We start from the raw sequence: 26,169 nt of genomic DNA, 5'->3' as shown, positions 1-26,169 counted from the left end.
GCTCCGGTGAACGGCGGATCGCCGCGTCGTCGACGACCAGGACCGTGCCGGAGCCTGCGTGTCAGCCATGCACCCTCCTCGGCGCCCGGTCAGGGTACGGCCCGTGGCTGTGCGGGCGGCGGGGAACGTCAGCGGTGCTCGGCCGGTTCCGGGTCCGGGCCGTGCTCCGGCCGGCGTTTGGGGAACAGGGTGTAGCTCGCCGCGACGACCAGGTTGATGCCGATCACCCAGAGCATCCGCGTCTGCCAGGCCCGCAGCGAACCGGTGTCGCCGTCGCCGCCGACGTACCGGGCAGCCGCTTCGAGCAGCGCGAGGGCGACCGCGCAGGCCAGGATCCAGCGGCCCGCGACCTTCCACTCGTGGACGGCGCGGGCCGTGCCGTACTTCGGGGGCCGCACGGGTGGCGGGCCGCCGGCGAAGCGGTGGGCCACCCGCGCGTCGGCCCACTTGACGGTGGAGTGGCCGAGGCCCACGGTGAAGCCGATGTAGACGGCGGCGAGGCCGTGGCGCCAGTCGGGTTCCGCCCCGTTCCTGAGGTCGACGGCGGTGACCGCGAACAGCACCACCTCCAGCAGGGGCTCGCACAGCAGCAGCGCGAGACCGGTGCGGGGCATCCGCAGGACGTACCGGAAGAGCAGTCCGGCCGCCAGCAGCACCCAGAACGCCACCTCACAGGCGATGATCAATCCGACGAGCACGGCTCGCTCCCTTCGTCCACCCCTCAAGGCTCCCCCGGGCCGGGGCGCGGATCGTCGTCACCGCCGACGAGACCGCCGTAAACGAAAGTCGCAGTCCGGGACCCTCCCGGGGGAGCAGGCGGGGCGTGCGGGGGGCGTGTTGGATGGGGGCATGCCCCTCGCACTCCCCCGCCCCCACCGCGACGACTGGCGCATCGCCGTGGGCGGGCTGCTCGGCGGGGTGCTGCTGTGGGGGCTCGGTATCCATCCGCGCCTGGGCACGGACCCGCTCGTGCTGTGGCACGCCCCGTGGGCCCCGCTGGTGCCCATGGCGGTGACGGCCGCGTGCGAGCCGCTGCGCCGCGGCCGGCCCCGGCTCGGTCTGCTGATCGGCACCGCCGCCCTGGTGCTGGACACGGTGACGCTCGGCAGCGTCGTCACCGTCGTGCTGTACACCGACCTGATGTACGCCGCCGTCCTGTACGGCACTCCGGCCGCCGCCCGCCGCATCCCGTGGGTCACGGGGATGCTGACGGTGCTCGGCGGGGTCGTGCCGGCCGCGCTCTGGCGTGATCCGCAGGCGCTGCTGATCGGGGTGGGCGTCGGGGTGGTCGCGTTCGGCCCCGCCGCCACCGGCGCGCTCGTCCGCAACCACCGCGACGCGGCCGAGGCCGCGCGGCTGCGCGCCGAACAGACCGCGCTGCTGGCCGAGATGGACCGCACGCAGGCGGTCATCGCGGAACGGGCGCGGATGGCCCGGGAGTTGCACGACATGGTCGCCAACCACCTGTCGGCCATCGCCATTCACTCGACGGCGGCGCTCTCCATCGGCGATCCGCGGACCTCCGGGGAGGCCCTCGCCGTGATCCGGGAGAACAGCGTGGCGGGGCTGGCCGAGATGCGCCGGCTGATCGGCATCCTGCGCGACGGCTCCGGCGATCTGGAGCCCGCCGCGTCACCGACGCTCGACGGTCTGGACGCGCTCGTGGACGGTGCCCGCGCGAACGGTCTGGACGTCACCTTCGACGCCGGTCACGGCCCGGTGCCCACCCCGGTCGGCCTGGCCGCCTACCGGATCGTGCAGGAGTCCCTGACGAACGCCATGAAGCACGCCGCGAAGGGCTGCGTGCACATCGCCCTCCGGCAGGCGGACGGAACGCTCGGCATCCGGGTGACGAGTCCCTACCGGCCCGGTGACACTCCGCGCGCTCCCGGCTCGGGCGCCGGTCTGGCGGGCATGCGGGAGCGCGCCGCGCTGCTGGGCGGCACCTTCGAGGCCGGGCCCGGGGACGCGCTGTGGACCGTGCACGCCACGCTGCCGCTCACCGAAGGAGAGCCCGCATGATCCGTGTCGTGGTCGCCGAGGACCAGTCCGCCGTCCGTGCCGGGCTCGTCCTGATCCTGCGCAGCGCCCCGGACATCGACGTGGTCGGCGAGGCGGAGGACGGGCTGCGGGCGGTCGAACTGGCCCGGGAGACCGGGCCCGACCTGGTCCTGATGGATGTGCAGATGCCCCGCCTGGACGGGGTCTCCGCCACCCGGCAGATCGTCGCCGAACGGCTCGCGGACGTCCTGGTGCTGACCACCTTCGACCACGACGAGTACGTGTTCGGGGCGCTGCGGGCGGGGGCGGCCGGGTTTCTGCTGAAGAACACCGAGGCGGGGGATCTGCTGGAGGCGGTGCGGACGGTGGCACGCGGGGAGGGGATCGTCGCGCCGGCGGTGACCCGGCGGCTGATCGCCGAGTTCGCCGCGGGGCCGGCGCGGGGCACGAAGGCCGACCCGGGGGTGCTGGAAGGTCTGACCCGGCGCGAGCGGGAGGTGCTGTCGTGCGTCGGCGAGGGGCTGTCCAACGCCGAGATCGCCGAGCGGCTGCGGATGGCCGAAGGCACCGTGAAGACGCACGTCAGCCGCCTGCTGGCCAAGCTGGAGCTGCGCAGCCGGGTTCAAGCGGCGGTGCTCGCACGGGAGTTGGGTGTCTGACACCGCCGCAGGGCAACTGGTCCAGACCTATTGACCCGTGGTCCAGACCTTTCTACTCTCGCAGCACCGTGGGCGTGAAGGCTCAGTCATGCCCCTGACACCCCCGAGGAAGAGGGAGGCGCAGCATGCGCTTCAGACACAGAGCCGCGGCAGGGTTCGCGACCCTGTTGCTCCCCCTGGCCGGCCTGGTCGGTCTCGCGAGCCCCGCCCAGGCCGCGACGAACGCCACCGCCACCTACACCAAGTCCAGCGACTGGGGAACCGGCTTCGGCGGCCAGTGGACCATCAAGAACACCGGCAGCAGCAGCATCAGTTCCTGGACCGTCGAGTGGGACTTCCCCTCCGGCACGTCGGTCACCTCCGCCTGGGACGCGGACGTCACCAGCTCCGGAAACCACTGGACCGCGAAGAACAAGTCCTACAACGGCACCCTCGCCCCCGGTGCCTCCGTCTCCTTCGGCTTCAACGGCGCGGGCTCCGGCTCCCCGTCCAACTGCAAGCTGAACGGCGACAGCTGCGACGGCACCACCGTTCCCGGTGACGCCTCGCCCTCCGCCCCCGGCACCCCGACCGCCTCCGGCATCACCGACACCTCGGTGAAGCTCTCCTGGGGCGCGGCCACCGACGACAAGGGCGTCAAGAACTACGACGTGCTGCGCGACGGCGCCAAGGTCGCCACGGTCACCACCACGTCGTACACGGACACCGGCCTGACCGCCGGCACCGACTACTCGTACACCGTGCGGGCCCGCGACACCGCCGACCAGACCGGTCCGGTCAGCGGCGCGGTCAAGGTGCACACCACCGGCGGCGGCACCACTCCCCCGCCCACCGGCGACAAGGTCAAGCTCGGCTACTTCACCGAGTGGGGCATCTACGGCCGCAACTACAACGTCAAGAACCTGGTGACGTCCGGTTCCGCCGCCAAGATCACCCACATCAACTACGCCTTCGGCAACGTCACCAACGGCCAGTGCGCCATCGGCGACTCCTACGCCGACTACGACAAGGCGTTCACCGCCGACCAGTCGGTGAGCGGCGTGGCCGACACCTGGGACCAGCCGCTGCGCGGCAACTTCAACCAGCTGCGCCAGCTGAAGGCCAAGTACCCGAACATCAAGGTGCTGTGGTCGTTCGGCGGCTGGACCTGGTCCGGCGGCTTCGGCCAGGCCGCGGCCAACCCGGCGGCCTTCGCGCAGTCCTGCTACAACCTGGTGAAGGACCCCCGCTGGGCCGATGTCTTCGACGGCATCGACATCGACTGGGAGTACCCCAACGCCTGCGGTCTGAGCTGTGACACCAGCGGCGCGGCCGCCTTCAAGAACCTGATGTCCGCGCTGCGCGCCAAGTTCGGCTCCAGCGCCCTGGTCACGGCCGCGACCACCGCCGACGGCTCCGCCGGCGGCAAGATCGAGGCCGCCGACTACGCCGGTGCCGCCCAGTACGTCGACTGGTACAACGTGATGACGTACGACTTCTTCGGCGCCTGGGACGCGAAGGGCCCGACCGCCCCGCACTCCCCGCTCACCTCGTACTCGGGCATCCCGAAGGCGGGCTTCACCACCGCCGACGCGATGGCCAAGTTCAAGTCGTCCGGTGTTCCGGCCAAGAAGCTGCTCATCGGCATCGGCTTCTACGGCCGCGGCTGGACCGGCGTCACCCAGGACGCTCCGGGCGGCACGGCCACGGGCCCGGCGGCCGGCACCTACGAGCAGGGCATCGAGGACTACAAGGTCCTGAAGTCGTCCTGCCCGGCCACCGGCACCGTCGCCGGCACGGCGTACGCGCACTGCGGCAGCAACTGGTGGTCGTACGACACCCCCGCCACCATCGCCACCAAGATGGCCTGGGCGAAGGACCAGGGCCTCGGCGGCGCGTTCTTCTGGGAGTTCAGCGGCGACACCGGCAACGGCGAACTGGTGAGCGCCATCAACAGCAACCTGTAGCCGGGCAAGAACCCCTACGCAACGTCGACGCTCCCCCGGACTTCGTCGTCCGGGGGGACCCCCACACAGCGAGTGAACGCGGCTACGCCACGTTCACTCGCTGTCCGGGCGGGGCTGCCTCCAGCCACGCGAGAAACCCGGTCAGCGCGTCTTCGCTCATCGCGAGTTCGAGGCGCGTGCCCCGGTGGGTGCACGCGAGGACCACCGCGTCGGAGAGCAGCGCCAGCTCCTCCTCGCCCTCGGGCAGCCGGCGGCCGGCCACCTCGATCTGCGCCCGCTCCAGGGTGCGGCGCGGCCGGTAGGCGTAGGAGAAGACGCGGTACCACTCGATGCGGTCGCCGTTGTAACGGGCGACGCCGTAGCTCCAGCCCTTGCCGCCGGTGTCCGGTTTCTCGGCCACGTCCCAGCGCAGGGAACAGTCGAAGGTCCCGCCGGAACGCTGGATCAGCCTGCGGCGCAGCCCGAAGAAGAACAGTCCCGCCAGCACGAGCGCGACCACGATCCCGCACACAGTCAGAGCGAGGACCATCGGCACCGACCTCCTCGTCTCCCAGGCAGCAGCACTGCTCTTGTTACTGAGTAATGAAACGGAAAAAACACCCACATCTGCCTCAGCCGCGACCGGCACCGGATTGCTCCGGGCCGGCCGCGGCTGAGTGACGTCAACGTACAGCGCGGCTGGGTCAGCGCGCGGTCGCCGCACGAAGTCGGACGTCCGCGCGTCGCTCGGCGGCGGCATCGCCCTCCGCCTTCGCACGCTCCAGCTCTCGCTCCGTGCGCTGGACATCGATCTCGTCCGACAGCTCGGCGATCTCGGCCAGCAGCGACAGCTTGTTGTCGGCGAACGAGATGAAACCGCCGTGCACCGCGGCGACGACCGTTCCACCTTCACTCGTACGGATGGTCACCGGGCCCGACTCCAGCACACCGAGCAGCGGCTGGTGACCGGGCATGACGCCGATGTCGCCGGACGTGGTGCGCGCGACCACCAGGGTGGCCTCGCCGGACCAGACCTGGCGGTCGGCGGCGACCAGCTCGACGTGCAGCTCAGCAGCCAAGGTTGGCTCCTCGGGTCACCACCCGGCGGTAGTGCCGGGTGTTGGGGTCAATTCTAGTAGGCGTGGCAGAGGGGGCGGGACGCGCCCGCCCCCTCGGACGAGCACAGGGCTCAGGAGACGCCCAGCTCCTTGGCGTTGGCCTTGAGGTCCTCGAGGCCACCGCACATGAAGAACGCCTGCTCGGGGAAGTGGTCGTACTCACCGTCGCAGATCGCGTTGAACGCGGCGATCGACTCGTCGAGCGGCACGTCCGACCCGTCCACGCCGGTGAACTGCTTGGCGACGTGGGTGTTCTGGGACAGGAAGCGCTCCACACGACGGGCACGGTGGACAACGAGCTTGTCCTCCTCGCCCAGCTCGTCGATACCGAGGATCGCGATGATGTCCTGGAGGTCCTTGTACTTCTGGAGGATCGTCTTCACGCGCATGGCCGCGTTGTAGTGATCCGCCGCGATGTAGCGCGGGTCCAGGATCCGGGACGTGGAGTCCAGCGGGTCCACGGCCGGGTAGATGCCCTTCTCGGAGATCGGACGGGAGAGAACCGTCGTCGCGTCGAGGTGGGCGAAGGTGGTGGCCGGGGCCGGGTCGGTCAGGTCGTCCGCGGGGACGTAGATCGCCTGCATCGAGGTGATCGAGTGACCACGGGTCGAGGTGATGCGCTCCTGGAGGAGGCCCATCTCGTCGGCCAGGTTCGGCTGGTAACCCACGGCGGACGGCATACGGCCGAGCAGCGTGGAGACCTCGGAACCGGCCTGCGTGAAGCGGAAGATGTTGTCGATGAAGAACAGCACGTCCTGCTTCTGGACGTCACGGAAGTACTCGGCCATGGTCAGGCCGGCCAGCGCGACGCGCAGACGGGTGCCCGGGGGCTCGTCCATCTGGCCGAAGACCAGGGCGGTCTTGTCGATGACGCCCGAGTCCGACATCTCCTCGATGAGGTCGTTGCCCTCACGGGTGCGCTCACCGACACCGGCGAACACGGAGACACCGTCGTGGTTGTTGGCGACGCGGTAGATCATCTCCTGGATGAGCACCGTCTTGCCGACACCGGCACCACCGAACAGACCGATCTTGCCGCCCTTGACGTACGGGGTCAGCAGGTCGATGACCTTGACGCCGGTCTCGAACATCTCGGTCTTCGACTCGAGCTCGTCGAAGTTCGGCGCCTTGCGGTGGATGCCCCAGCGCTCACCGGTGTACTGCTCGTCGACGTTCAGCACCTCACCGAGGGTGTTGAACACCTTGCCCTTGGTGAAGTCACCGACGGGCACCGTGATGGAGTTGCCGGTGTCGGTGACCGGGGCCTGGCGGACCAGACCGTCGGTGGGCTGCATGGAGATGGTGCGGACCAGGCCGTCACCCAGGTGCTGGGCGACCTCCAGGGTCAGCGTCTTCTTCTCGCCGGCGTTGGCCGGGTCGGCCACCTCGACGTGAAGGGCGTTGTAGATGTCCGGCATCGCGTCGACGGGGAACTCCACGTCGACGACCGGGCCGATGACCCGGGCGACGCGGCCCGTAGCCGTCGCGGTCTCAACAGTGGTGGTCATTATCGGTCACTCCCCGCGGTCGCGTCGGCCAGGGCGCTCGCGCCACCGACGATCTCGCTGATTTCCTGGGTGATTTCGGCCTGGCGGGCCGCGTTGGCAAGACGGGAGAGCGTGTTGATCAGCTCACCCGCGTTGTCGGTGGCCGACTTCATCGCGCGCCGCGTGGCGGCGTGCTTCGAAGCGGCCGACTGGAGCAGCGCGTTGTAGATGCGGCTCTCCACGTAGCGCGGCAGCAGGGCGTCGAGGACGTCCTCCGCCGACGGCTCGAAGTCGAACAGCGGAAGGATCTCGCCCTTGGGCGTGGCCTCTTCCGCGACCTCTTCGAGCCGCAGCGGCAGCAGCCGGGCGTCGAGCGCCGTCTGCGTCATCATCGAGACGAACTCGGTGAAGACGAAGTGGAGCTCGTCCACGCCGCCCTCGGCCGTGTCCTTCTCGATGGCCTCGATCAGGGGCGCCGCGACCTTCTTGGCGTCCGCGTACGAGGGCTCGTCGGTGAAGCCGCTCCACGACTCCGCGATCTTGCGCTCACGGAAGTTGTAGTGGGCGACACCGCGCCGGCCGACGATGTACGTGTCGACCTGCTTGCCCTCGCGCTCCAGGCGCTCGGTCAGCTGCTCCGCCGCCTTGATGGCGTTGGAGTTGAAGGCGCCGGCCAGACCGCGGTCGCTCGTGAGGAGCAGGACCGCGGCACGGGCCGGGTTCTCCACCTCCGTGGTGAGCGGGTGCTTGGTGTTCGAACCCGTACCGACCGCCGTGACCGCGCGGGTCAGTTCCTGCGCGTACGGCGTGGAGGCCGCCACCTTGCGCTGCGCCTTGACGACGCGCGAGGCGGCGATCATCTCCATCGCCTTGGTGATCTTCTTGGTCGCGGTGACGGATCGGATGCGACGCTTGTAGACCCGGAGCTGGGCTCCCATGAGTCAGGTCCCTTCCTTACGTCACTTGGCGGCAGCGGCCGGAGTGTCCTCGCCGAGCAGCTTGCCGTCCGAGGTCTCGAACTGCTTCTTGAAGTCCGCGATCGCGTCGGCGATGGCCGTCAGGGTGTCGTCGGACATCTTGCCGCCCTCGCGGATGGAGGTCATGAGGCCCTGCTCCTTGCGGTGCAGGTACTCCAGCAGCTCCTTCTCGAAGCGGCGGATGTCGGCGACGGGCACCTCGTCCATGCGGCCGGTGGTGCCGGCCCAGACGGAGACGACCTGGTCCTCGGTCGACATCGGCTGGTACTGGTCCTGCTTCAGCAGCTCGACCATGCGCTGACCGCGCTCCAGCTGCGACTTCGAGGCCGCGTCCAGGTCGGAACCGAAGGCGGCGAACGCCTCCAGCTCACGGAACTGGGCGAGGTCCACACGAAGGCGGCCGGAGACCTGCTTCATCGCCTTGTGCTGCGCGGAACCACCGACTCGGGAGACGGAGATACCGACATTCAGCGCGGGGCGCTGACCGGCGTTGAACAGGTCCGACTCCAGGAAGCACTGGCCGTCGGTGATGGAGATGACGTTGGTCGGGATGAACGCCGAGACGTCGTTGGCCTTGGTCTCGACGATCGGCAGACCGGTCATCGAACCGGCACCCATGTCGTCGGAGAGCTTGGCGCAGCGCTCCAGCAGGCGGGAGTGCAGGTAGAAGACGTCACCCGGGTAGGCCTCACGGCCCGGCGGGCGGCGCAGCAGCAGCGACACGGCGCGGTAGGCGTCGGCCTGCTTCGACAGGTCGTCGAAGATGATGAGGACGTGCTTGCCCTCGTACATCCACTGCTGACCGATGGCCGAACCGGTGTACGGCGCCAGGTACTTGAAGCCGGCCGGGTCGGACGCCGGGGCGGCGACGATGGTCGTGTACTCCAGGGCGCCGTTCTCCTCCAGCGCGCGGCGCACGCCGGCGATGGTGGAGCCCTTCTGGCCGATGGCGACGTAGATGCAGCGGACCTGCTTCTTCGGGTCGCCCGAGCGCCAGTTGTCGCGCTGGTTGATGATCGTGTCGACGGCCAGGGCGGTCTTGCCGGTCTGGCGGTCACCGATGATCAGCTGACGCTGACCACGGCCGACGGGGGTCATCGCGTCGACGGCCTTGTAGCCCGTCTCCATCGGCTCGTGCACCGACTTGCGCTGCATGACCGTGGGGGCCTGCAGCTCGAGGGCGCGGCGGCCGGACGTCTCGATCTCGCCGAGGCCGTCGATCGGGTTGCCGAGGGGGTCGACGACGCGGCCGAGGTAGCCCTCGCCGACCGCGACGGAGAGGACCTCACCGGTGCGGTGCACCGGCTGACCCTCCTCGATGCCGCTGAACTCACCGAGGACGATGGCACCGATCTCGCGCTCCTCGAGGTTGAGGGCGAGGCCGAGGGTGCCGTCCTCGAACTTCAGCAGTTCGTTGGCCATGGCCGAGGGCAGGCCCTCGACCTTCGCGATGCCGTCGCCGGCAAGGGTGACCGTACCGACCTCCTCGCGCGAGGCCGCGTCCGGCTTGTACGACTGGACAAAGTTCTCCAGCGCGTCCCGGATCTCCTCCGGCCGGATCGTGAGCTCCGCCATCTGGGTTCCCTGCTCTCCTTGTTGGGCCCGAAGTTTCACTTGGGGGGGATGGGGACTCCCCCCTGAAAGAGGTGAATCCTCTGCACGGCCCAACCAGGGCCGTAATTACGTACTGCGTTCTCGAGATGTCGAGTTGCTGCTAGCTCGCCATGCGGCGGGCGGCCTCGTCCAGCCGGTCCGCCAGGGAGCCGTTGATGACCTCGTCACCGACCTGCACCCGGATCCCGCCGAGGACGTCGGGGTCCACGTCGAGGTTGAGGTGCATCCGACGCCCGTAGAGCTTGGTCAGGGCGGCGCCGAGGCGCTGCTTCTGTCCGTCGCTCAGCGGCACCGCCGAGGTGACGACGGCGACCATGCGGTCCCGGCGCTCCGCGGCGAGCTTGGACAGGGACTCCAGTCCCGCCTCCAGGCTACGTCCACGCGGCGCGGTCACGAGGCGGACGACCAGACGCTCGGTGGCGGGCTTGGCCCGGCCGCCGAGGAGTCGGCGCAGCAGCTCGGTCTTGGCCTGGCCGCTCGCGGCGCGGTCGGTCAGCGCGGCGCGCAGCTCGGTGTTGGAGGAGACGATCCGGCCGAACCGGAACAGCTCGTCCTCGACGTCGTCGAGCGTGCCCGTCTTCTCCGCGGCGGTGAGGTCGGCGATGTTCGCCAGCTCCTCCAGCGCGTCCACCAGGTCGCGGGGCTGCGACCAGCGGGCGCGGGCCATCCCGGACAGCAGGTCGGCGGTGGTACCGCTGACCTGGCCGCCGATCAGGCGCTGGACCAGCTCGGCCTTCGCCTCTCCGGGCTTCGCCGGGTCGGTGAGGACCCGGCGAAGGCCGGCCTCGCGGTCGAGCAGCGCGGTGACGGCCGCCAGCTCTTCGGCGAGCTGAGCGGCGTCCACGGACGTGGAGTCCGTCAGCGCGTCGAGACGCTCACGTGCGGCTGCCAGGGCCTCGCGGCTCGCTCCGTTCATCGCGTGGCCTCGGCCTTCTCCTCGAGCTCGTCGAGGAAGCGGTCGATCACGCGGCTCTGCCGGGCGTGGTCCTCGAGGGACTCGCCGACGAGCTTGCCGGCCAGGTCGGTGGCGAGCTTGCCGACGTCCTGACGCAGCGCGGAGGAAGCGGCCTTGCGGTCGGCGTCGATCTGCGCGTGACCGGCGGCGACGATCTCCTCGCGCTGCCGCTGGCCTTCCGCGCGCATCTCGGCGATGAGCGTGGCGCCCTGCTCCTGCGCCTCCTGACGCAGGCGCGCGGCCTCGTGCCGGGCCTCGGCGAGCTGAGCCTTGTACTGCTCAAGCACGCTCTGGGCCTCGGTCTGCGCGGCCTCGGCCTTCTCGATACCGCCCTCGATGGCCTCGCGGCGCTGCTCCAGAACCTTGTTGATGTTCGGAAGGAGCTTCCAGGCGAGGAAGCCGAAGACGATGACGAAGGCGAGCAGGCCGATGACGAGCTCGGGGATCGGCGGGACGAGGGGGTTTTCCTTGCCCTCGGCCGCCAGAATGAGCAGCTGGCTCATGTCAGTGCCTTTCGTCTAGGGGGCTGTCGCTGATCGGCTGATCAGGTGCCGTAGACGAACGGCATGACCAGGCCGATGAGGGCGAGCGCCTCACAGAAGGCGAAGCCGAGGATCTGGTTGGCGCGGATCAGGCCGGCCGCTTCGGGCTGACGGGCCAGAGCCTGGGTGCCGTTACCGAAGATGATGCCGACGCCCACGCCGGGGCCGATGGCAGCGAGGCCGTAACCGACGGAGCCGAGCGAGCCGGAAACAGCGGCAAGGGTCTGGGACATGCCAGTTCTTCCTTTTCTGTACGGACCGGTGGGGGTTGGCCACCGGACGATCAGGGGGTGGGGCGGGGCGGCACTCAGTGGTGCTCGGCGAGGGCGCCCTGGATGTAGGTGCACGTCAGAAGGACGAAGACGTACGCCTGCAGTGCCTGGATGAAGAGCTCGAAGGCCGTCATCACGATCGTCATGATGAAGCTGACGCCGGCGTAGGCGATGCCGATGCCGTTCAGCAGGTACCAGCTGGCGATCGTGAAGAGCAGCAGCAGGGTGTGGCCCGCGAACATGTTGGCGAACAGTCGCACCGCGTGGGTGAAGGGCCGCACCAGCAGGTTCGAGAAGAACTCGATCACCATCGCGAGCGGCAGGACCGCACCGAGCGACTTGTCGTAGCCGGTGACGTTCTTGAAGAAGCCCACGAAGCCGTGCCGCTTGAAGGTCAGCGAGACCCACAGGATGTAGACGATCAGCGCCAGCACGAGCGGGTACGAGATGATCGACGTCACCGGGAACTGGGCGATCGGGATGATCGACCACAGGTTCATCATCCAGATGAAGAAGAACAGCGAGACGACCAGCGGTACGTACTTCTCGCCCTCCTTCTTTCCGATCGTCTCGTAGACGACACCGCGCCGGATGAAGTCGTAGCCGGACTCGGCGACCATCTGGAGCTTGCCCGGGACGACCTTGGGCTTGCGGAAGGCCGCCCAGAAGAAGCCGACGATGATGATCGAGCCGAGCAGCGCCAGCAGCATCGTCTTGTTGAAGTACACGTTACTGTCGGCGTCGCCCCAGAGGGGCTTGAACAGGAACGAGTGCAGGCCAGGAGCCGGGAATCCACAGCCGTCGAAGATGTGGCAGTCGGTCTCGAAGGCGAGCACCTGCGTCGGGTCAGCACTCACCGCGGGCTCCTTCAGCGTGGCGCATAGGTACGGCAACCTCGTTGTGTCGGCGCGGCGCGAGGCCGCGGTTCGGCACGGGACTGGTGTTACGGATGTGGGGGCGGCTGGGGGGCATCTCGCCTCGCGATTGAGCAGGCGTCAGCTCGGATGCCCGCGCCCGCGATGCCGCAGTTGGCACCGGACGATAGCAGGATCTCTCACGCGTCTTTATCCCGGCCCTACCCCTCACGACGAGTGCCCCGACTTGTGGGACTTTTCATCGCGGGAGGAGGCGTCCGAGGACGAATCCGGTTCGACGTAAAGGATCTTGGACTTCATGTGCGCACGCGTCTGCGCGGCGATCCACGTGAGGGTGCCGGCGACGAGCGTGAGCGCGAAAGCCCGGGGGTTGAACAGCGTGGTGTGCTTGAAGGCCGCCACGAAGACGAACAGCAGCAGGATCTGCGCCGCGTAGAGCATCAGTCCCATGGCCTGGAACAGGTGCGGAAGCGATTTGGCAGTCCGCTGCAGGACGTAGAGACCGAGTCCCATGAAGAGCAGGACGATCACCGTCGCGACGCCGGCCCCGATCGCTCCCTTGCCGCCCGCGACCACACCGCTGACGGCGGCGGCGATCGCGCCGACGGCAGCCGTGGGCACGGCGGCCTGGGCCAGGATCCGGACGTCATTGGACGGCATGGCGGCAACTCCGCTTTCACAGGGGGGCAGGTGTCGTCATGGACGAGCGTAGTCCCGGGCCGAGGGGGTCGAGACCTCACTCCGATGGACCATCGCACTGGGTCCTTCGGCTCTATCCCGGGTTCTCGTGAACCGTATCACAAACTATTTGATGAGGTCTTTACCTGTGGGGTGTGCTTGCTGTCACACATGAGAGTGACAGTGCGCGTCTGTGCAGAAACCGCGCCCACTTGTCTGGTATTGGGAGACTTTGCTCCCCCACGACTTGGCAATGCTCTAGTCAGATTCTTACCTTGGCCGGCTCAGCCGCGGTCGGGGAAACGCGAACGGGGGCCGATCGCCGTAGCCCCGTTGACGCCCGAGACGCCCGCCGTCACGGGGGCCCGGTCGCCGGGTTCCGCGGGCTCCACGGGCTCCACGGCCGTCTGCGCGGCCGGGTCCGCGAGGAGGGCCGCTCCGTCCGTGCCGCGCCGCCTCCGGTAGCGCGGGGGCACGAACCGCTGGGCCCAGGCCGGCACCCGGGGCGTGAACCGCGGGAGCAGCAGCAGGACCAGGCCCACGGCGCTCAGGAACACCACACCCAGCACGATCCACATCGACGCCGAGTTGACCGAGTACGCCAGCGCCCCGAAACCGATCAGCGCCGACCAGAAGTACATGATCAGCACGGCCCGGCTGTGCGAGTGGCCGATCTCCAGCAGGCGGTGGTGCAGATGGCCCCGGTCCGCGGCGAACGGGGACTGGCCGCGCCAGGTGCGCCGGACGATCGCCAGGACCAGGTCCGCCGCCGGCACGGCGATGATCGTGAGCGGCATCAGCAGCGGGATGTAGACCGGCACCATCTGGTGCACGGTGCTGCGCTCGGAGGCGCCGAAGCCGAGGTTGTCCGGATCGACCTGTCCCGTGACGGAGATCGCGCCCGCGGCCAGCACCAGCCCGATCAGCATCGACCCCGAGTCGCCCATGAAGATGCGCGCGGGATGCATGTTGTGCGGCAGGAAGCCCAGGCACATGCCCATCAGGATGGCGGCGAACAGCGTCGCCGGGGCGGCGGCCTCGATGCCGTACGAGTACCAGATGCGGTACGTGTACATGAAGAACGCGGCGGCGGCGATGCAGACCATGCCCGCGGCCAGCCCGTCGAGGCCGTCCACGAAGTTCACCGCGTTGATGGTGATGACGACCAGCGCCACCGTCAGCAGGGTGCCCTGCCACTGGGTCAGCGCGACCGTGCCGACAGTCGGGATGGGCAGCCACAGGATCGTCAGACCCTGCATGACCATCACGCCGGCCGCGATCATCTGGCCGCCCAGCTTGATCAGGGCGTCGATCTCGAACTTGTCGTCCAGGACGCCGATCAGCCAGATCAGCGCGGCTCCGGAGAGCAGCGCCCGCGGCTCGTTGGACTTGACGAAGACCTCGTTGAGGTTGGTCAGGTGGTCGGCGACCAGCAGGCCCGCGCACAGCCCGAAGAACATGGCGATCCCGCCGAGCCGCGGAGTGGGTTCCCGGTGCACGTCACGGGCCCGGATCTCCGGCATCGCCCCGGCCACGATCGCGAACTTCCGTACCGGCCCTGTCAGCAGATACGTCACCGCGGCCGTGACGCAGAGCGTCAGCAGGTATTCACGCACGGGCTTCCCCACAGGTCTCGCTGGCCATCACAGCCCCACACCCTAGCGACGGACGCTTGACGATGGAGACTTCCGGGTGGCGACGATGGTTGCACGGGTGGCTGTGCGTCACGCTCCGCAACCGGACATATCGACATGTACGGAAGACCGCCCACCCCCGCTCAACCGGGATACGGCGGGAACGCGGCCGTCAGCTCGCGCACCGCCTCCCGCGCCGCGGCCGGTTCCGTCCCGCCGCGCAGCACCGAGCCGAGCAGGGCAGCGATCCGCACCATCTCCGCCTCCCCCATGCCCTGCGTGGTCACCGCGGCCGTGCCCAGCCGCAGCCCGCGGCCGTCCCCGTGGGGAAGAGCACAGCAGTCCAGCACCAGACCGGCCGCGAGGAGCCGGCCGCGCGCGGTGCGCCCGTCCACGCCGAGCGGGGCCGGGTCGGCGGTGATGAGGTGGGTGTCGGTGCCGCCGGTGGTGACGGCGAGCCCCTCGGCGGCCAGGTGGCCGGCGAGCACCCGTGCGTTGGCGACCACCTGATGGGCGTACGCGCCGAACGCCGGTGTCGCCGCCTCGCCGAAGGCGACCGCCTTGGCGGCGACGGTGTGCATCTGGGCACCGCTCTGTGTGAACGGGAACACGGCCCGGTCGACGCGCTCGGCCAGCTCGGCGCCGCACAGGATCATCCCGCCGCGCGGGCCGCGCAGCACCTTGTGTGTGGTCGCGCACACGATGTCCGCGTACGGCACCGGGTTCGGCGCCGCTCCCCCGGCGACCAGGCCGATCGGGTGCGCCGCGTCCACGATGAGATAGGCGCCGACCTCGTCGGCGACCTCCCGGAAGAAGGCGTGGTCGAAGTGGCGGGGGTAGGCGATGGACCCGCAGACGATGGCCTTGGGCCGGTGGTTGCGGGCCAGGTGGCGCACCTGGTCGTGGTCGAGGTAACCCGTCTCGGCGTCGACGCCGTAGCCGACGAAGTCGAACCAGCGGCCCGAGAAGTTCGCCGGTGAGCCGTGGGTGAGGTGGCCGCCGTGGGGCAGGCCGAGGGCGAGGACGGTGTCGCCGGGGCGCAGCAGGGCCGCGTAGGCGGCCAGGACGGCCGAGGAGCCCGAGTGGGGCTGGACGTTGGCGTGCTCGGCGCCGAAGAGGGCCTTGGCCCGGTCGACGGCGAGGCGTTCGGCGACGTCGACCAGTTCGCAGCCGCCGTGGTGGCGGGCGCCCGGATAACCCTCGGCGTACTTGTTGGCGAGCGGGGAGCCGAGGGCGGCGAGCACGGCGGGCGAGGTGAAGTTCTCGGCGGCGATCAGCTGGAGCGTCGTCGACTGCCGGGTGAGCTCCCCGAGCAGGATGTCGGCGAGTTCGGGGTCCTGCCGGCGCAGGACATCGGTCTCGTGCAGGGTGGGAACCGACATGACGGGCTCCGGGCGGTCGAGGGTGACGTACCCCCCAATGTAGGCCCGCGCGCGCGGGAGGCGCCCGGTGATGGGCCGCACGGGGGCCCGGGGCCCCCGCCGCCTACGCCCGCGCCGCTACTCCGGTCAGCGCCGTGACGACCGGATCCAGCGCCTGGTGTATCTCGTCGCCGATGGACCGGAAGAAGGGGAGCGGGGCGCCGTACGGGTCGTAGACCTCGTCGGCCTCCGCGGTCGGGGCCAGCAGCCAGCCGCGCAGCGCGGCGGCCGCACGGACCAGCGCACGGGCCCGCATGACCACGCCGTCCTCCAGGGGCGGCAGCGTCGTCGGGTCTATCGCGCGGACCAGGCGGGTGAACTCCTTCAGGGTGAAGGTGCGCAGACCCGCCGAGTGGCCCATGGAGATGACCTGGGCGCGGTGGTCGCGGGTGGCGGTGAGCACGAGGTCGGCCATGATGACGTGCTCGTCCAGCAGCTCCCGGCCGGTGAAGCCGGCGGCGTCCGCGCCGAACTCGGCGAGCACGGCCTCCGCGTTGGCCTCCATGGGCGCGCCCTCGTGGCCCCAGGTGCCCGCGCTCTCCACGATCAGCCCTCCGCCGAGCACGCCGAGCCGCTCCATGACGAAGTGGCGGGTCAGCCGCTCGGTGATGGGTGATCGGCACACGTTGCCGGTGCTGACGTGGAGGATGCGGAAGGTGTCGTGCGGAAGGCCGAAGGTCGTCGTCTCCTCCGCCGCACGCTGCCCGGTGCCTATGCCACGCCCCGCTTCAGGGGCCGTCAATTCGCCACCTCGAGGTCGGGTACGACCTTGCGCAGCTCGTCCGGGGAGATGGCGCCCTCGCGCAGCAGCAGCGGCACCTCGCGGGAGACGTCCACGATGGACGACGGGATGTTCCCCGGGGTCGGGCCGCCGTCGAGGTAGACGGAGACGGAGTCGGCGAGCATCTCCTGGGCGGCGTCGCAGGTCTCCGGCGCCGGGTGGCCCGTGAGGTTCGCGGAGGACACGGCCATGGGGCCGACCTCGGTGAGCAGCTCGATGGCGACCGGGTGCAGCGGCATGCGCACGGCAACCGTGCCACGGGTGTCCCCGAGGTCCCACTGCAGGGACGGCTGGTGCCGGGCGACCAGCGTCAGCGCGCCCGGCCAGAAGGCGTCGACGAGCTCCCAGGCCAGCTCGGAGAAGTCCGTGACGAGGCCGTGGAGCGTGTTCGGGGAGCCGATGAGGACGGGGGTGGGCATGTTGCGGCCCCGGCCCTTGGCGGCGAGCAGGTCGGCGACGGCCTCGGAGGAGAACGCGTCGGCGCCGATGCCGTACACCGTGTCGGTCGGCAGCACCACCAGCTCGCCCCGGCGGACGGCGGACGCGGCTTCGCGCAGACCCGTCACGCGGTCGGTCGCGTCGTTGGTGTCGTATCGCCGTGCCATGTCTAGCGGGCCTCCTCGTACACGTACTGCGGGGTGAAGTTCGGGGTGCTCACGGCAGCGCCTTGCGGGCGGTCGCGAACCGGGGGCGCTTGTTGAGGTCGGGGTGATCGGCCGCGTCGGCCCAGCCCCGCTCCTCGGTGAAGATCCACGGCACCTGGCCGCCCTGGGTGTCGGCGTGCTCGATGACGACGACACCGCCCGGGCGCAGCAGCCGGTGCGCGGTGCGCTCGATGCCGCGGATCAGGTGGAGGCCGTCCTCGCCGGAGAAGAGCGCCAGCTCCGGGTCGTAGTCGCGGGCCTCCGGGGCGACGTACTCCCACTCGGTGAGCGGGATGTACGGCGGGTTGGAGATGACGAGGTCGACCTGGCCGTCGAGGTCGGGGAACGCGGTCAGCGCGTCACCCTGCCGCAGGTCGACCCGGGAGCCCGCCATGTTCTTGCGGGTCCACACCAGGGCGTCCTCGGACAGCTCCACGGCGTGCACCCGCGAGCGCGGGACCTCTTGGGCGAGGGCGAGCGCGATGGCGCCGGAGCCGGTGCACAGGTCGACGATGCAGGGCTCGACCACGTCCATGGCGCGCACGGCGTCTATGGCCCAGCCGACCACGGACTCGGTCTCGGGCCGGGGCACGAACACCCCCGGTCCGACCTGGAGTTCCAGGTACCGGAAGTAGGCCCGCCCGGTGATGTGCTGCAGCGGCTCGCGCTGCTCGCGCCGGGCGATGACCTCCCAGTACCGGGCGTCGAAGTCCGAATCCTTCACGGAGTGCAGTTCGCCGCGCTTCACACCGTGCACGAACGCGGCGAGCTCCTCCGCGTCGGTGCGCGGCGAGGGCACGCCGGCGTCGGCCAGCCGCTGGGTGGCCTGGGCCACCTCCGCGAGCAGCAGGTTCACGCAAGTCCTCCGGAAGTACTCGTACGTGCCTTACGCGGCCGCGAGCTTCGCCGCCGAGTCGGCGTCGACACAGGCCTGGATCACCGCGCCGAGGTCGCCGTCCAGCACCTGGTCCAGGTTGTAGGCCTTGAAGCCGACGCGGTGGTCGGAGATGCGGTTCTCCGGGAAGTTGTAGGTGCGGATCTTCTCGGAACGGTCGACGGTGCGGACCTGGCTGCGGCGGGCGTCCGCCGCCTCCCGCTCCGCCTCCTCCTGCGCCGCCGCGAGCAGCCTGGAGCGCAGGATACGCATCGCCTGCTCCTTGTTCTGCAGCTGGCTCTTCTCGTTCTGGCAGGAGGCCACCACTCCGGTGGGCAGGTGCGTGATGCGCACCGCGGAGTCGGTGGTGTTCACCGACTGGCCGCCCGGGCCGGAGGAGCGGTAGACGTCGATCCGCAGGTCGTTCGCGTTGATCTCGACGTCGACCTCCTCGGCCTCCGGGGTGACGAGCACACCGGCGGCCGAGGTGTGGATACGGCCCTGGGACTCGGTGGCCGGCACGCGCTGCACGCGGTGCACGCCGCCCTCGTACTTCAGCCGCGCCCACACGCCCTGGCCGGGCTCGATCTGCCCGCGGGCCTTCACCGCGACCTGGACGTCCTTGTAGCCGCCGAGCTCGGACTCGGTGGCGTCGATGATCTCGGTCTTCCAGCCGATGCGCTCGGCGTAGCGCAGGTACATGCGCAGCAGGTCGCCGGCGAAGAGGGCCGACTCGTCGCCGCCGGCACCCGCCTTGATCTCCAGAATGACGTCCTTGTCGTCACTCGGGTCGCGCGGGACCAGCAGCAGCCGCAGCTTCTCGGTCAGCTCCTCGCGCTGCTTCTCCAGGTCCTTGACCTCGGCCGCGAAGTCGGGGTCGTCGGCGGCGAACTCGCGCGCGGTCTCGATGTCGTCGCCCGACTGCTTCCAGGAGCGGTACGTGGCGACGATCGGGGTGAGCTCGGCGTAGCGCTTGTTCAGCTTGCGCGCGTTCGCCTGGTCGGCGTGGACCGACGGATCGGCGAGCTTCTTCTCCAGATCGGCGTGCTCGGCGACGAGTTCCTCGACGGCCTCGAACATCTTTCGGCTCCTGTACTGCGATGAAAGGGAAGGGCGGGCGACCAAAAACGCCGGTCCCGGGCACACCCCCGAGAAGGGCGCGACCGTGGACCGGCGAAATGGGGCTCGCTACTTCTTGGAGCCGGCAGCCTTGCCGAAGCGGGCCTCGAAGCGGGCCACACGGCCACCGGTGTCGAGGATCTTCTGCTTGCCCGTGTAGAACGGGTGGCACTCGGAGCAGACCTCGGCCCGGATGGTGCCGGACTCGATGGTGCTACGCGTGGTGAACGACGCGCCACAGGTGCAGCTGACCTGCGTCTCGACGTACTCGGGGTGGATGTCGCGCTTCAAGGTGTCTCCTAGATTTCGGGAGGGCGCCGGGTCGCCGCCGCGGGATGCGGGGACGTGAACCGGAGCCGACGTACCAGTCTGCCAGGACTGGGGCCATCCACCCAAACCGGGGGTGCGGTTGTTCTATTCCTGGGCGTGGGGGCGGCGCTGTCCGCGGCTCTCGCGCGCCGGGGAACGCCGCCGCCGCTCAGCCGCTGAGGACGCCCTTGGCCTCGCCGGTCGCCGTGCCCTCGGTGGCGGACCTCGGGACGGGCCGGTCGTTCTTCAGCGCGTCCCAGACCTGCCGGGCCTTCGCCTTCGCCAGCACGACCCGGTTGGGGTCGGCCGGGTCGTACTGCACCGGCATCGTCACCATCTTCATGTGGGACGAGCTGATGCCCTTGAGGCCGCCCGCGAAGTCCATCAGGGAGTTGACCGAGCCGAGGTCGGAGTCGGTGGTGACGGCCTTGGTGGCGGTGTCGGCGAGGGCGTACAGCTTCTTCGGGTTCGAGAAGACGCCGACGTGCTTGACCTGGTCGATCAGTGCCTTGACGAACGCCTGCTGGAGCTGGATGCGGCCGAGGTCGGAGCCGTCGCCGACGCCGTGCCGGGTGCGGACCAGGCCGAGGGCCTGCTGTCCGGTGAGGGTGTGGGCGCCGGCCTTGAGGTGCAGGTGGCTCTGCGGGTCGGCGATGTTCTTCGTCGTGGTGACCTCGACCCCGCCGAGGTCGTCGATGAGCTTCTGGAAGCCCTCGAAGTCGACCTCCAGGTAGTGGTCCATGCGGATGCCGGTGATCGACTCGACGGTCTTCACCGCGCAGGCCGCGCCACCGGTCGAGTACGACTCGTTGAACATCACGCCGTTCGCGGCGGGGTGCTCGGCGCCCTTGGTGTCGGTGCACGCGGGGCGGTCGATCAGGGTGTCCCGCGGGATGGAGACCACGCTGGCCTTCTTGTGGCCCTGGTAGACGTGGACGATCATCGCCGTGTCGGAGCGGGCGCTGCCGTCGTCGGTGCCGCCGCCGAGCTTCTTGTTCTTGCCGGCGCGGGTGTCCGAGCCGAGGACCAGGATGTTCTGCGAGCCGTTGTCGATCTTCGTGGGCCGGTCGTTGCCGAGGGCCTGGTTGATGTCGACGCTCTTCAGGTTGCCGTTGAGCTTGAAGTAGACGTACCCGAAGCCGGTGCCGGCCAGCACGACCACGCCCGCGGCCGTCCAGGCCGTGACGAGCAGGGCCTTGCGGCCCGTGCCACGGGTCTTGCGGCGGCGGCCCCTGCCGCGGCGGCTGCGGCCGGTCGGGTCCGGCTCCGGTATGCCGGGCTCCGGCGTGCTCTCGGCGGACACATCGCTCCTAGGTCTCGTCGGTCGGTTACCCCCTGCGTTCAGGGTCAGGCGTGGTCGTCACCGCACCATCGTCGCTCCGCCTGGTCAGACGGAGAAACTCGGGAAAGGGTTGCACAACGCAGAGTGCCCACCGCGTAGGGCGATGGGCACTCCGTGTCACTGGCCGGGCGGGGTCACACCCCGCTCACCTGCGTGTTCGACCTGGTCGGGCGAAGCGCTCGACGTAGGTACCGGTCGAGATCCCTGTGGTACAGATCTCCGCGAAGGACGGTCAGTCCCCGTTGCCCGGGGTCGGCGTCGTCTTCTGGATCTGCATCAGGAACTCGCCGTTCGACTTGGTCTGCTTCATCTTGTCGAGAAGCAGCTCGATCGCCTGCTGCTGGTCCAGCGCGTGCAGGACGCGGCGGAGCTTCCAGACGACCGCCAGCTCCTCGTTGCCGAGCAGGATCTCTTCCTTACGGGTACCGGACGCGTCGACGTCCACCGCGGGGAAGATGCGCTTGTCGGCGAGCTTCCGGTCGAGCTTGAGCTCCATGTTGCCGGTGCCCTTGAACTCCTCGAAGATCACCTCGTCCATGCGGGACCCGGTGTCCACCAGGGCGGTGGCGAGGATCGTCAGCGAGCCGCCGTCCTCGATGTTGCGGGCCGCACCGAAGAAGCGCTTCGGCGGGTACAGGGCGGTCGAGTCGACACCACCGGACAGGATGCGGCCGGAGGCCGGCGCCGCCAGGTTGTAGGCACGGCCCAGACGCGTGATGGAGTCGAGCAGCACGACCACGTCGTGACCCAGCTCCACCAGACGCTTGGCGCGCTCGATGGCGAGCTCGGCGACCGTGGTGTGGTCCTCGGCCGGACGGTCGAAGGTCGAGGAGATGACCTCGCCCTTCACCGACCGCTGCATGTCGGTGACCTCTTCCGGACGCTCGTCGACGAGGACGACCATCAGGTGGCACTCGGGGTTGTTGTGCGTGATCGCGTTGGCGACCGCCTGCATGATCATGGTCTTGCCGGTCTTCGGCGGGGCCACGATCAGACCGCGCTGGCCCTTGCCGATCGGCGACACGAGGTCGATGATGCGGGTGGTCAGCACGCCCGGGTCCGTCTCCAGGCGGAGGCGGTCCTGCGGGTAGAGCGGGGTCAGCTTGTTGAACTCCGGGCGGCCACGGCCGTGTTCGGGCGCCATGCCGTTGACGGAGTCCAGGCGGACCAGCGCGTTGAACTTCTCGCGGCGCTCGCCCTCCTTGGGCTGGCGGACCGCACCGGTGATGTGGTCGCCCTTGCGCAGGCCGTTCTTGCGGACCTGGGCGAGGGAGACGTACACGTCGTTCGGGCCCGGCAGGTAGCCGGAGGTCCGGATGAACGCGTAGTTGTCGAGGATGTCCAGGATGCCCGCGACGGGGATCAGGACGTCGTCCTCGGCGAGCTGCGGCTCGGGAGCGATGTCGTCGCGGCCGCGACGGCCACGGCGGTCGCGGTAGCGGCCCCGACGGCCACGGCGGCCGCCCTCGAAGTCGTCGTCGTCCTGCTGCTGCTGCCGGTCCTGGCGGCCGCCGCCCTGCTGCTGGCCCTGCTGCCGGCCCTGGCCGCCCTGGCCCTGCTGGTCGTCGCCCTTGTTGCGGCGGCCGTCGCGGTCGCGGTCCCGGCCGCGCTCACGGCGGTCGCGGCGGCCACGGCCCTCGCCGTCACCGGCGTCGCCCTTGGCCTCGCCCTGCTGTGCGGGCGCCTCGGCCTTGGTCTCGGTCTTCGCGTCCGCGGCGACGGTCTCGGCGCCGCCCGCGGCGGGGCTGCCCGCGTCGGCGGTGGCGCGGCGGCGACGGCGCTCGCTGGGCGCGTCCTCGGAAGCCGGCTGGCCCGGGATCTCGATCTGCTGCTGGGCCACGGCCTTCTCAGCGGCGGCCTCGGTCTTCGCCTCGGCCTTCTTCTCCGCGTCCTCACCCGTACGGGCCTTGGAGGTGGCCCGGCGCTTGGGCTTGGTCTCGGTGGCGGTCTCGGCCTTGGCGGCCGGAGCGCCCCCACCGGCCTGCGCCTCCTTGATGACCTCGATCAGCTGGCTCTTGCGCATGCGCGCCGTGCCCCTGATGCCGAGGCCGGATGCGACCTGCTGCAGCTCGGCCAGCACCATGCCCTCGAGGCCGGTACCGCGGCGCCGCCGGGAGCCGGCACCGGTGGCAGGCGCGGAGGCGTCCGTGGCGGGCGCGGCAGCGGTCTCCTCGACACGTGCGCCCATCAGATCGGTGGTGTCGCTCACGAAGGGTCCTTCCCTGGAGCGGACGTCGGCCTGTCTGGCTCGGCGACCGGTTGTGCTGTCCGGCTACGGTCCTGTCTTCCGTGAACCGTGCCGGGGCGGTGGTCCGCCATAGCGGCGGAAGAGGAAAATTTGCTGGTGATGGCGCTTCCGCAGCCGTGGCACCCAGTGTCACGTGGCGTGGTAGCACCGATTCCGGAGCTCCCCCAGAGGGGTTACCCCCACCGTTGGCCCGCTCAGTGCCCGCATACGACGTACTGCCCAGGTACGGCACAAGGGACACGGAGTGGCTCGGGAGGCTCCCGGAAGAATGTCTGTCCCGGACGGGGACACGAGGCACCTCGCCATGGTGGGGTCGGGTGCAGACTTGAGATTAACACTACCGGATCCAACAAACATTCCCCCTCTCCATATCCGGCAACCGTGTGTCAGGTCGCAAGCGGCAGCACGCTCGCTCCCTCGACGTCCAGGCTCAGCCGGTTGGCGGCCCAGTCGGTGCCGGCCAGGGCCTCCACCTTGTCGGCGGTACCGACGTCGGCGAGTGCCATGACGGTGGGCCCGGCACCCGAGATCACGGCCGGGATGCCGTCGGCCCGCAGCCGCTCCACCAGCGCCGCGCTCTCCGGCATGGCGGGGGCGCGGTACTCCTGGTGCAGGCGGTCCTCGGTGGCGGGCAGCAGCAGCTCGGGGCGCCGGGTGAGGGCCTCGACAAGCAGGGCGGCACGGCCCGCGTTGGCGGCGGCGTCCACGTGCGGTACGGAGCGCGGCAGCAGGCCGCGCGCGGTCTCGGTCAGGACCGGCTTCCCGGGCACGAAAACCACCGGAACGATGGAATCACTGGGGTCCATCCTGATGGCCCGGGCGGCACCGGACTCCATCCAGGACAGGGTGAAACCGCCGAGCAGACAGGCCGCCACGTTGTCCGGGTGGCCCTCGATCTCCGTGGCCAGTTCCAGCAGCGCGGCGTCGTCCAGCCGGGTCTCGCCGCCTATGGTCACCGCGCGGGCGGCGACGATTCCGGCGCAGATGGCGGCGGAGGAGGAGCCGAGGCCGCGGCCGTGCGGGATGCGGTTGGCGCAGACGATCTCCAGGCCGCGCGGCTGGCCGCCCAGCAGGTCGAAGGCGGTGCGCAGGGAGCGGACGAGCAGGTGGCTCTCGTCCCGCGGCAGGGTCTCGCCGCCCTCACCCGCGATGTCGATGTGCAGCCCGGAGTCGGCCACCCGGACGACCACGTCGTCGTAGAGCCCCAGCGCGAGGCCCAGGGCGTCGAAGCCCGGACCGAGGTTGGCGCTGGTGGCGGGAACGCGCACCCGGACGGCGGCGGCGCGGAACGCTGGACCGGCCATCGCTCGTTGACTCTCCTTGAGCTGCGTGACGGTCGAATGACGCTCGAGGGACTCGATGGACATGCGACCGATGTTCGGTGGACATCCGATGACGTACGAGGACCCGTCGGGCCGCGGAGACGACGCGGTGCCGTGCCACACGCGGGGGCATATGCGGTGGGCGGGTTCGGTACAGCCTATCGAAGGAAGGTTCTGTGGCGACATAGGGCGCACGGGAGGCGCACGATGCGTGTCGCAGGCCCCTCGTGCACCCCGGCACGGAGGGCCCCCGGCCCTTGCCGGTGGCAAGGTCCCGGGCCCCTTGCCAGGGGCCCGGGTCCCGTCGCCTCAGGCCAGGCCGAGGCGCTCGGCCGCGGTGGCCGCGTCGACCGGGACGGTGACCGGCTGCGGCGCGCCGGCGACGGCCCAGTCGGGGTCCTTCAGGCCGTTGCCGGTGACCGTGCACACGATGCGCTGGCCCGGGTCGACCCTGCCCTGCTCGGCGGCCTTCAGCAGACCGGCCACGGAGGCGGCGGAGGCGGGCTCCACGAAGACGCCCTCCTGCGCGGCCAACAGGCGGTAGGCGCGCAGGATTTCACGGTCCGTCACCTCGTCGATGACACCACCGGACTCGTCGCGGGCGGCGAGGGCGTGGTTCCAGGAGGCGGGGTTGCCGATACGGATCGCGGTGGCGATCGTCGAGGGGTCCTTGACGATCTCGCCGCGCACGATCGGGGCGCTGCCGGAGGCCTGGAAACCCCACATGCGCGGGGTCCTCGTGGAGACGCCGTCGGCGGCGTACTCCTTGTAGCCCTTCCAGTAGGCCGTGATGTTGCCCGCGTTGCCGACCGGCAGGACGTGGATGTCGGGCGCGTCGCCGAGCATGTCCACGATCTCGAAGGCGGCCGTCTTCTGGCCCTCGATCCGCACCGGGTTGACCGAATTGACCAGCGCCACGGGGTAGTTCTCGCTCAGGGCCCGGGCCAGGGTGAGGCAGTCGTCGAAGTTGCCGTCGACCTGGAGGATCTTCGCGCCGTGCACGAGGGCCTGGCCCATCTTGCCGAGGGCGATCTTGCCCTGCGGCACGAGCACGGCGGAGACCATGCCGGCCCGGACGCCGTACGCGGCCGCGCTGGCGGAGGTGTTGCCGGTGGAGGCGCAGATGACGGCCTTCGCCCCCTCCTCCTTGGCCTTGCTGATGGCCATGGTCATGCCGCGGTCCTTGAAGGATCCGGTGGGGTTGGCCCCCTCCACCTTCAGGTGGACCTCACAGCCCGTGCGCTCGGAGAGCACCTGCGCGGGCACGAGGGGCGTGCCGCCCTCGCGGAGCGTCACGACCGGCGTGGTGTCGGATACCGGCAGCCTGTCCCGGTACTCCTCGATGATTCCGCGCCACTGGTGGGTCATTGCT

The 26,169-nt window shown here is 70.1% G+C and carries 25 protein-coding genes; 3 read left to right on the top strand and 22 right to left on the bottom strand.

Translation table 11 applies throughout. From position 1 onward, the window contains the following. Positions 1–128 precede the first annotated feature (128 nt). Positions 129–698, bottom strand: a complete 570-nt coding sequence (locus N8I86_RS25915; protein WP_123436646.1) for a hypothetical protein — start codon at positions 696–698, stop codon at positions 129–131. Between the two features lie 151 nt (positions 699–849). Between N8I86_RS25915 and N8I86_RS25910 the strand changes: the two genes are divergently transcribed. The 3 genes from N8I86_RS25910 (at position 850) to N8I86_RS25900 (ending at position 4,606) form a co-directional block, all read left to right on the top strand. Continuing rightward, positions 850–2,022, top strand: a complete 1,173-nt coding sequence (locus N8I86_RS25910) for a sensor histidine kinase (RefSeq protein WP_263278826.1) — start codon at positions 850–852, stop codon at positions 2,020–2,022. Continuing rightward, positions 2,019–2,660, top strand: coding sequence for a response regulator (locus N8I86_RS25905; RefSeq protein WP_073889591.1), 642 nt, complete (start codon positions 2,019–2,021; stop codon positions 2,658–2,660). Before N8I86_RS25910 ends, N8I86_RS25905 begins: the two co-directional genes overlap by 4 nt. 125 nt (positions 2,661–2,785) lie before the next feature. Further along, the gene (locus N8I86_RS25900; RefSeq protein WP_123436649.1) at positions 2,786–4,606 is read left to right on the top strand and encodes a glycoside hydrolase family 18 chitinase; all 1,821 of its coding nucleotides are present in this window, start codon (positions 2,786–2,788) and stop codon (positions 4,604–4,606) included. An 82-nt stretch (positions 4,607–4,688) separates the two neighbouring features. Here N8I86_RS25900 and N8I86_RS25895 read toward each other — a convergent pair whose 3' ends face one another. The 21 genes from N8I86_RS25895 to thrC form a co-directional block, all read right to left on the bottom strand. After that, positions 4,689–5,135, bottom strand: a complete 447-nt coding sequence (locus tag N8I86_RS25895; RefSeq protein ID WP_073889588.1) for a DUF2550 domain-containing protein — start codon at positions 5,133–5,135, stop codon at positions 4,689–4,691. 154 nt (positions 5,136–5,289) lie between these two features. Beyond that, positions 5,290–5,664, bottom strand: a complete 375-nt coding sequence (locus N8I86_RS25890; RefSeq protein WP_030610105.1) for a F0F1 ATP synthase subunit epsilon — start codon at positions 5,662–5,664, stop codon at positions 5,290–5,292. A gap of 110 nt (positions 5,665–5,774) precedes the next feature. Continuing rightward, positions 5,775–7,211 carry a F0F1 ATP synthase subunit beta gene (atpD, locus tag N8I86_RS25885; protein WP_073889586.1) on the bottom strand — a complete coding sequence of 479 codons (1,437 nt, stop codon included), beginning with the start codon at positions 7,209–7,211 and terminating at the stop codon, positions 5,775–5,777. Beyond that, entirely contained in the window at positions 7,211–8,128 is a 918-nt protein-coding gene (locus N8I86_RS25880; protein ID WP_073889584.1) for a F0F1 ATP synthase subunit gamma, read from the bottom strand. The genes atpD and N8I86_RS25880 overlap by 1 nt, the downstream gene beginning before the upstream one ends. A gap of 21 nt (positions 8,129–8,149) precedes the next feature. Next, positions 8,150–9,742 carry a F0F1 ATP synthase subunit alpha gene (gene atpA, locus N8I86_RS25875; RefSeq protein ID WP_093474674.1) on the bottom strand — a complete coding sequence of 531 codons (1,593 nt, stop codon included), beginning with the start codon at positions 9,740–9,742 and terminating at the stop codon, positions 8,150–8,152. A 139-nt stretch (positions 9,743–9,881) separates the two neighbouring features. Continuing rightward, complete coding sequence (locus tag N8I86_RS25870) at positions 9,882–10,697, bottom strand: F0F1 ATP synthase subunit delta (protein WP_073889580.1); 816 nt, start codon at positions 10,695–10,697, stop codon at positions 9,882–9,884. Then, positions 10,694–11,239 carry a F0F1 ATP synthase subunit B gene (locus N8I86_RS25865; RefSeq protein WP_073889578.1) on the bottom strand — a complete coding sequence of 182 codons (546 nt, stop codon included), beginning with the start codon at positions 11,237–11,239 and terminating at the stop codon, positions 10,694–10,696. Before N8I86_RS25865 ends, N8I86_RS25870 begins: the two co-directional genes overlap by 4 nt. A gap of 41 nt (positions 11,240–11,280) precedes the next feature. Beyond that, positions 11,281–11,511: an ATP synthase F0 subunit C gene (gene atpE / locus N8I86_RS25860; RefSeq protein ID WP_073889576.1), complete on the bottom strand. Its 231-nt coding sequence runs from the start codon at positions 11,509–11,511 to the stop codon at positions 11,281–11,283. Between the two features lie 74 nt (positions 11,512–11,585). Beyond that, positions 11,586–12,407 (bottom strand): F0F1 ATP synthase subunit A, encoded by an 822-nt coding sequence (atpB, locus tag N8I86_RS25855; RefSeq protein ID WP_263278825.1) that lies wholly within the window; start codon positions 12,405–12,407, stop codon positions 11,586–11,588. A 225-nt stretch (positions 12,408–12,632) separates the two neighbouring features. Beyond that, positions 12,633–13,085, bottom strand: coding sequence for a hypothetical protein (locus N8I86_RS25850; RefSeq protein ID WP_073889572.1), 453 nt, complete (start codon positions 13,083–13,085; stop codon positions 12,633–12,635). Between the two features lie 302 nt (positions 13,086–13,387). After that, entirely contained in the window at positions 13,388–14,719 is a 1,332-nt protein-coding gene (locus N8I86_RS25845; RefSeq protein WP_123436651.1) for an MraY family glycosyltransferase, read from the bottom strand. 161 nt (positions 14,720–14,880) lie between these two features. Beyond that, entirely contained in the window at positions 14,881–16,119 is a 1,239-nt protein-coding gene (locus tag N8I86_RS25840) for a serine hydroxymethyltransferase (RefSeq protein WP_263278824.1), read from the bottom strand. A gap of 103 nt (positions 16,120–16,222) precedes the next feature. After that, the gene (locus N8I86_RS25835; RefSeq protein WP_073889568.1) at positions 16,223–16,900 is read right to left on the bottom strand and encodes an arsenate reductase/protein-tyrosine-phosphatase family protein; all 678 of its coding nucleotides are present in this window, start codon (positions 16,898–16,900) and stop codon (positions 16,223–16,225) included. Next, positions 16,897–17,544: an L-threonylcarbamoyladenylate synthase gene (locus tag N8I86_RS25830; RefSeq protein ID WP_073889567.1), complete on the bottom strand. Its 648-nt coding sequence runs from the start codon at positions 17,542–17,544 to the stop codon at positions 16,897–16,899. Before N8I86_RS25830 ends, N8I86_RS25835 begins: the two co-directional genes overlap by 4 nt. A gap of 49 nt (positions 17,545–17,593) precedes the next feature. Then, entirely contained in the window at positions 17,594–18,439 is an 846-nt protein-coding gene (gene prmC, locus N8I86_RS25825) for a peptide chain release factor N(5)-glutamine methyltransferase (RefSeq protein WP_073889566.1), read from the bottom strand. A gap of 30 nt (positions 18,440–18,469) precedes the next feature. Continuing rightward, positions 18,470–19,537, bottom strand: a complete 1,068-nt coding sequence (gene prfA / locus N8I86_RS25820; protein ID WP_073889565.1) for a peptide chain release factor 1 — start codon at positions 19,535–19,537, stop codon at positions 18,470–18,472. Positions 19,538–19,645: 108 nt separating this feature from the next. Continuing rightward, a complete protein-coding gene (gene rpmE, locus N8I86_RS25815; RefSeq protein ID WP_015657814.1) occupies positions 19,646–19,867 on the bottom strand; it encodes a 50S ribosomal protein L31 in 222 nt (73 codons plus the stop codon). A gap of 187 nt (positions 19,868–20,054) precedes the next feature. Then, a complete protein-coding gene (locus N8I86_RS25810) occupies positions 20,055–21,188 on the bottom strand; it encodes an LCP family protein (protein WP_263278822.1) in 1,134 nt (377 codons plus the stop codon). A gap of 271 nt (positions 21,189–21,459) precedes the next feature. After that, complete coding sequence (rho, locus tag N8I86_RS25805; RefSeq protein WP_073889562.1) at positions 21,460–23,436, bottom strand: transcription termination factor Rho; 1,977 nt, start codon at positions 23,434–23,436, stop codon at positions 21,460–21,462. 425 nt (positions 23,437–23,861) lie between these two features. After that, on the bottom strand, positions 23,862–24,779 hold the full coding sequence (thrB, locus tag N8I86_RS25800) for a homoserine kinase (protein ID WP_073889561.1): 918 nt from the start codon (positions 24,777–24,779) through the stop codon (positions 23,862–23,864). 327 nt (positions 24,780–25,106) lie between these two features. Continuing rightward, positions 25,107–26,165, bottom strand: a complete 1,059-nt coding sequence (thrC, locus tag N8I86_RS25795) for a threonine synthase (RefSeq protein WP_073889559.1) — start codon at positions 26,163–26,165, stop codon at positions 25,107–25,109. Between the last annotated feature and the right edge of the window lie 4 nt (positions 26,166–26,169).

Source organism: Streptomyces albidicamelliae (assembly GCF_025642175.1).
In the GTDB taxonomy this organism is placed as follows: domain Bacteria; phylum Actinomycetota; class Actinomycetes; order Streptomycetales; family Streptomycetaceae; genus Streptomyces; species Streptomyces albidocamelliae.
The sequence above is the reverse complement of the archived record's forward strand: the minus strand, read 5'-3'. Positions and strand labels throughout refer to the sequence as shown.

What these genes read in the sequence shown, in the direction of transcription:
- N8I86_RS25850 (WP_073889572.1), bottom strand. Translation starts at nt 13,085, where the DNA reads ATGCCGTCCAATGACGTCCGGATCCTGGCCCAGGCCGCCGTGCCCACG.
- N8I86_RS25910 (WP_263278826.1), top strand. Translation starts at nt 850, where the DNA reads ATGCCCCTCGCACTCCCCCGCCCCCACCGCGACGACTGGCGCATCGCC.
- N8I86_RS25880 (WP_073889584.1), bottom strand. Translation starts at nt 8,128, where the DNA reads ATGGGAGCCCAGCTCCGGGTCTACAAGCGTCGCATCCGATCCGTCACC.
- N8I86_RS25905 (WP_073889591.1), top strand. Translation starts at nt 2,019, where the DNA reads ATGATCCGTGTCGTGGTCGCCGAGGACCAGTCCGCCGTCCGTGCCGGG.
- N8I86_RS25870 (WP_073889580.1), bottom strand. Translation starts at nt 10,697, where the DNA reads ATGAACGGAGCGAGCCGCGAGGCCCTGGCAGCCGCACGTGAGCGTCTC.
- prfA (WP_073889565.1), bottom strand. Translation starts at nt 19,537, where the DNA reads ATGTTCGAGGCCGTCGAGGAACTCGTCGCCGAGCACGCCGATCTGGAG.
- atpD (WP_073889586.1), bottom strand. Translation starts at nt 7,211, where the DNA reads ATGACCACCACTGTTGAGACCGCGACGGCTACGGGCCGCGTCGCCCGG.
- N8I86_RS25900 (WP_123436649.1), top strand. Translation starts at nt 2,786, where the DNA reads ATGCGCTTCAGACACAGAGCCGCGGCAGGGTTCGCGACCCTGTTGCTC.
- N8I86_RS25865 (WP_073889578.1), bottom strand. Translation starts at nt 11,239, where the DNA reads ATGAGCCAGCTGCTCATTCTGGCGGCCGAGGGCAAGGAAAACCCCCTC.
- thrC (WP_073889559.1), bottom strand. Translation starts at nt 26,165, where the DNA reads ATGACCCACCAGTGGCGCGGAATCATCGAGGAGTACCGGGACAGGCTG.
- atpE (WP_073889576.1), bottom strand. Translation starts at nt 11,511, where the DNA reads ATGTCCCAGACCCTTGCCGCTGTTTCCGGCTCGCTCGGCTCCGTCGGT.
- thrB (WP_073889561.1), bottom strand. Translation starts at nt 24,779, where the DNA reads ATGGCCGGTCCAGCGTTCCGCGCCGCCGCCGTCCGGGTGCGCGTTCCC.
- N8I86_RS25830 (WP_073889567.1), bottom strand. Translation starts at nt 17,544, where the DNA reads ATGGCACGGCGATACGACACCAACGACGCGACCGACCGCGTGACGGGT.
- atpA (WP_093474674.1), bottom strand. Translation starts at nt 9,742, where the DNA reads ATGGCGGAGCTCACGATCCGGCCGGAGGAGATCCGGGACGCGCTGGAG.
- N8I86_RS25895 (WP_073889588.1), bottom strand. Translation starts at nt 5,135, where the DNA reads ATGGTCCTCGCTCTGACTGTGTGCGGGATCGTGGTCGCGCTCGTGCTG.
- N8I86_RS25840 (WP_263278824.1), bottom strand. Translation starts at nt 16,119, where the DNA reads ATGTCGGTTCCCACCCTGCACGAGACCGATGTCCTGCGCCGGCAGGAC.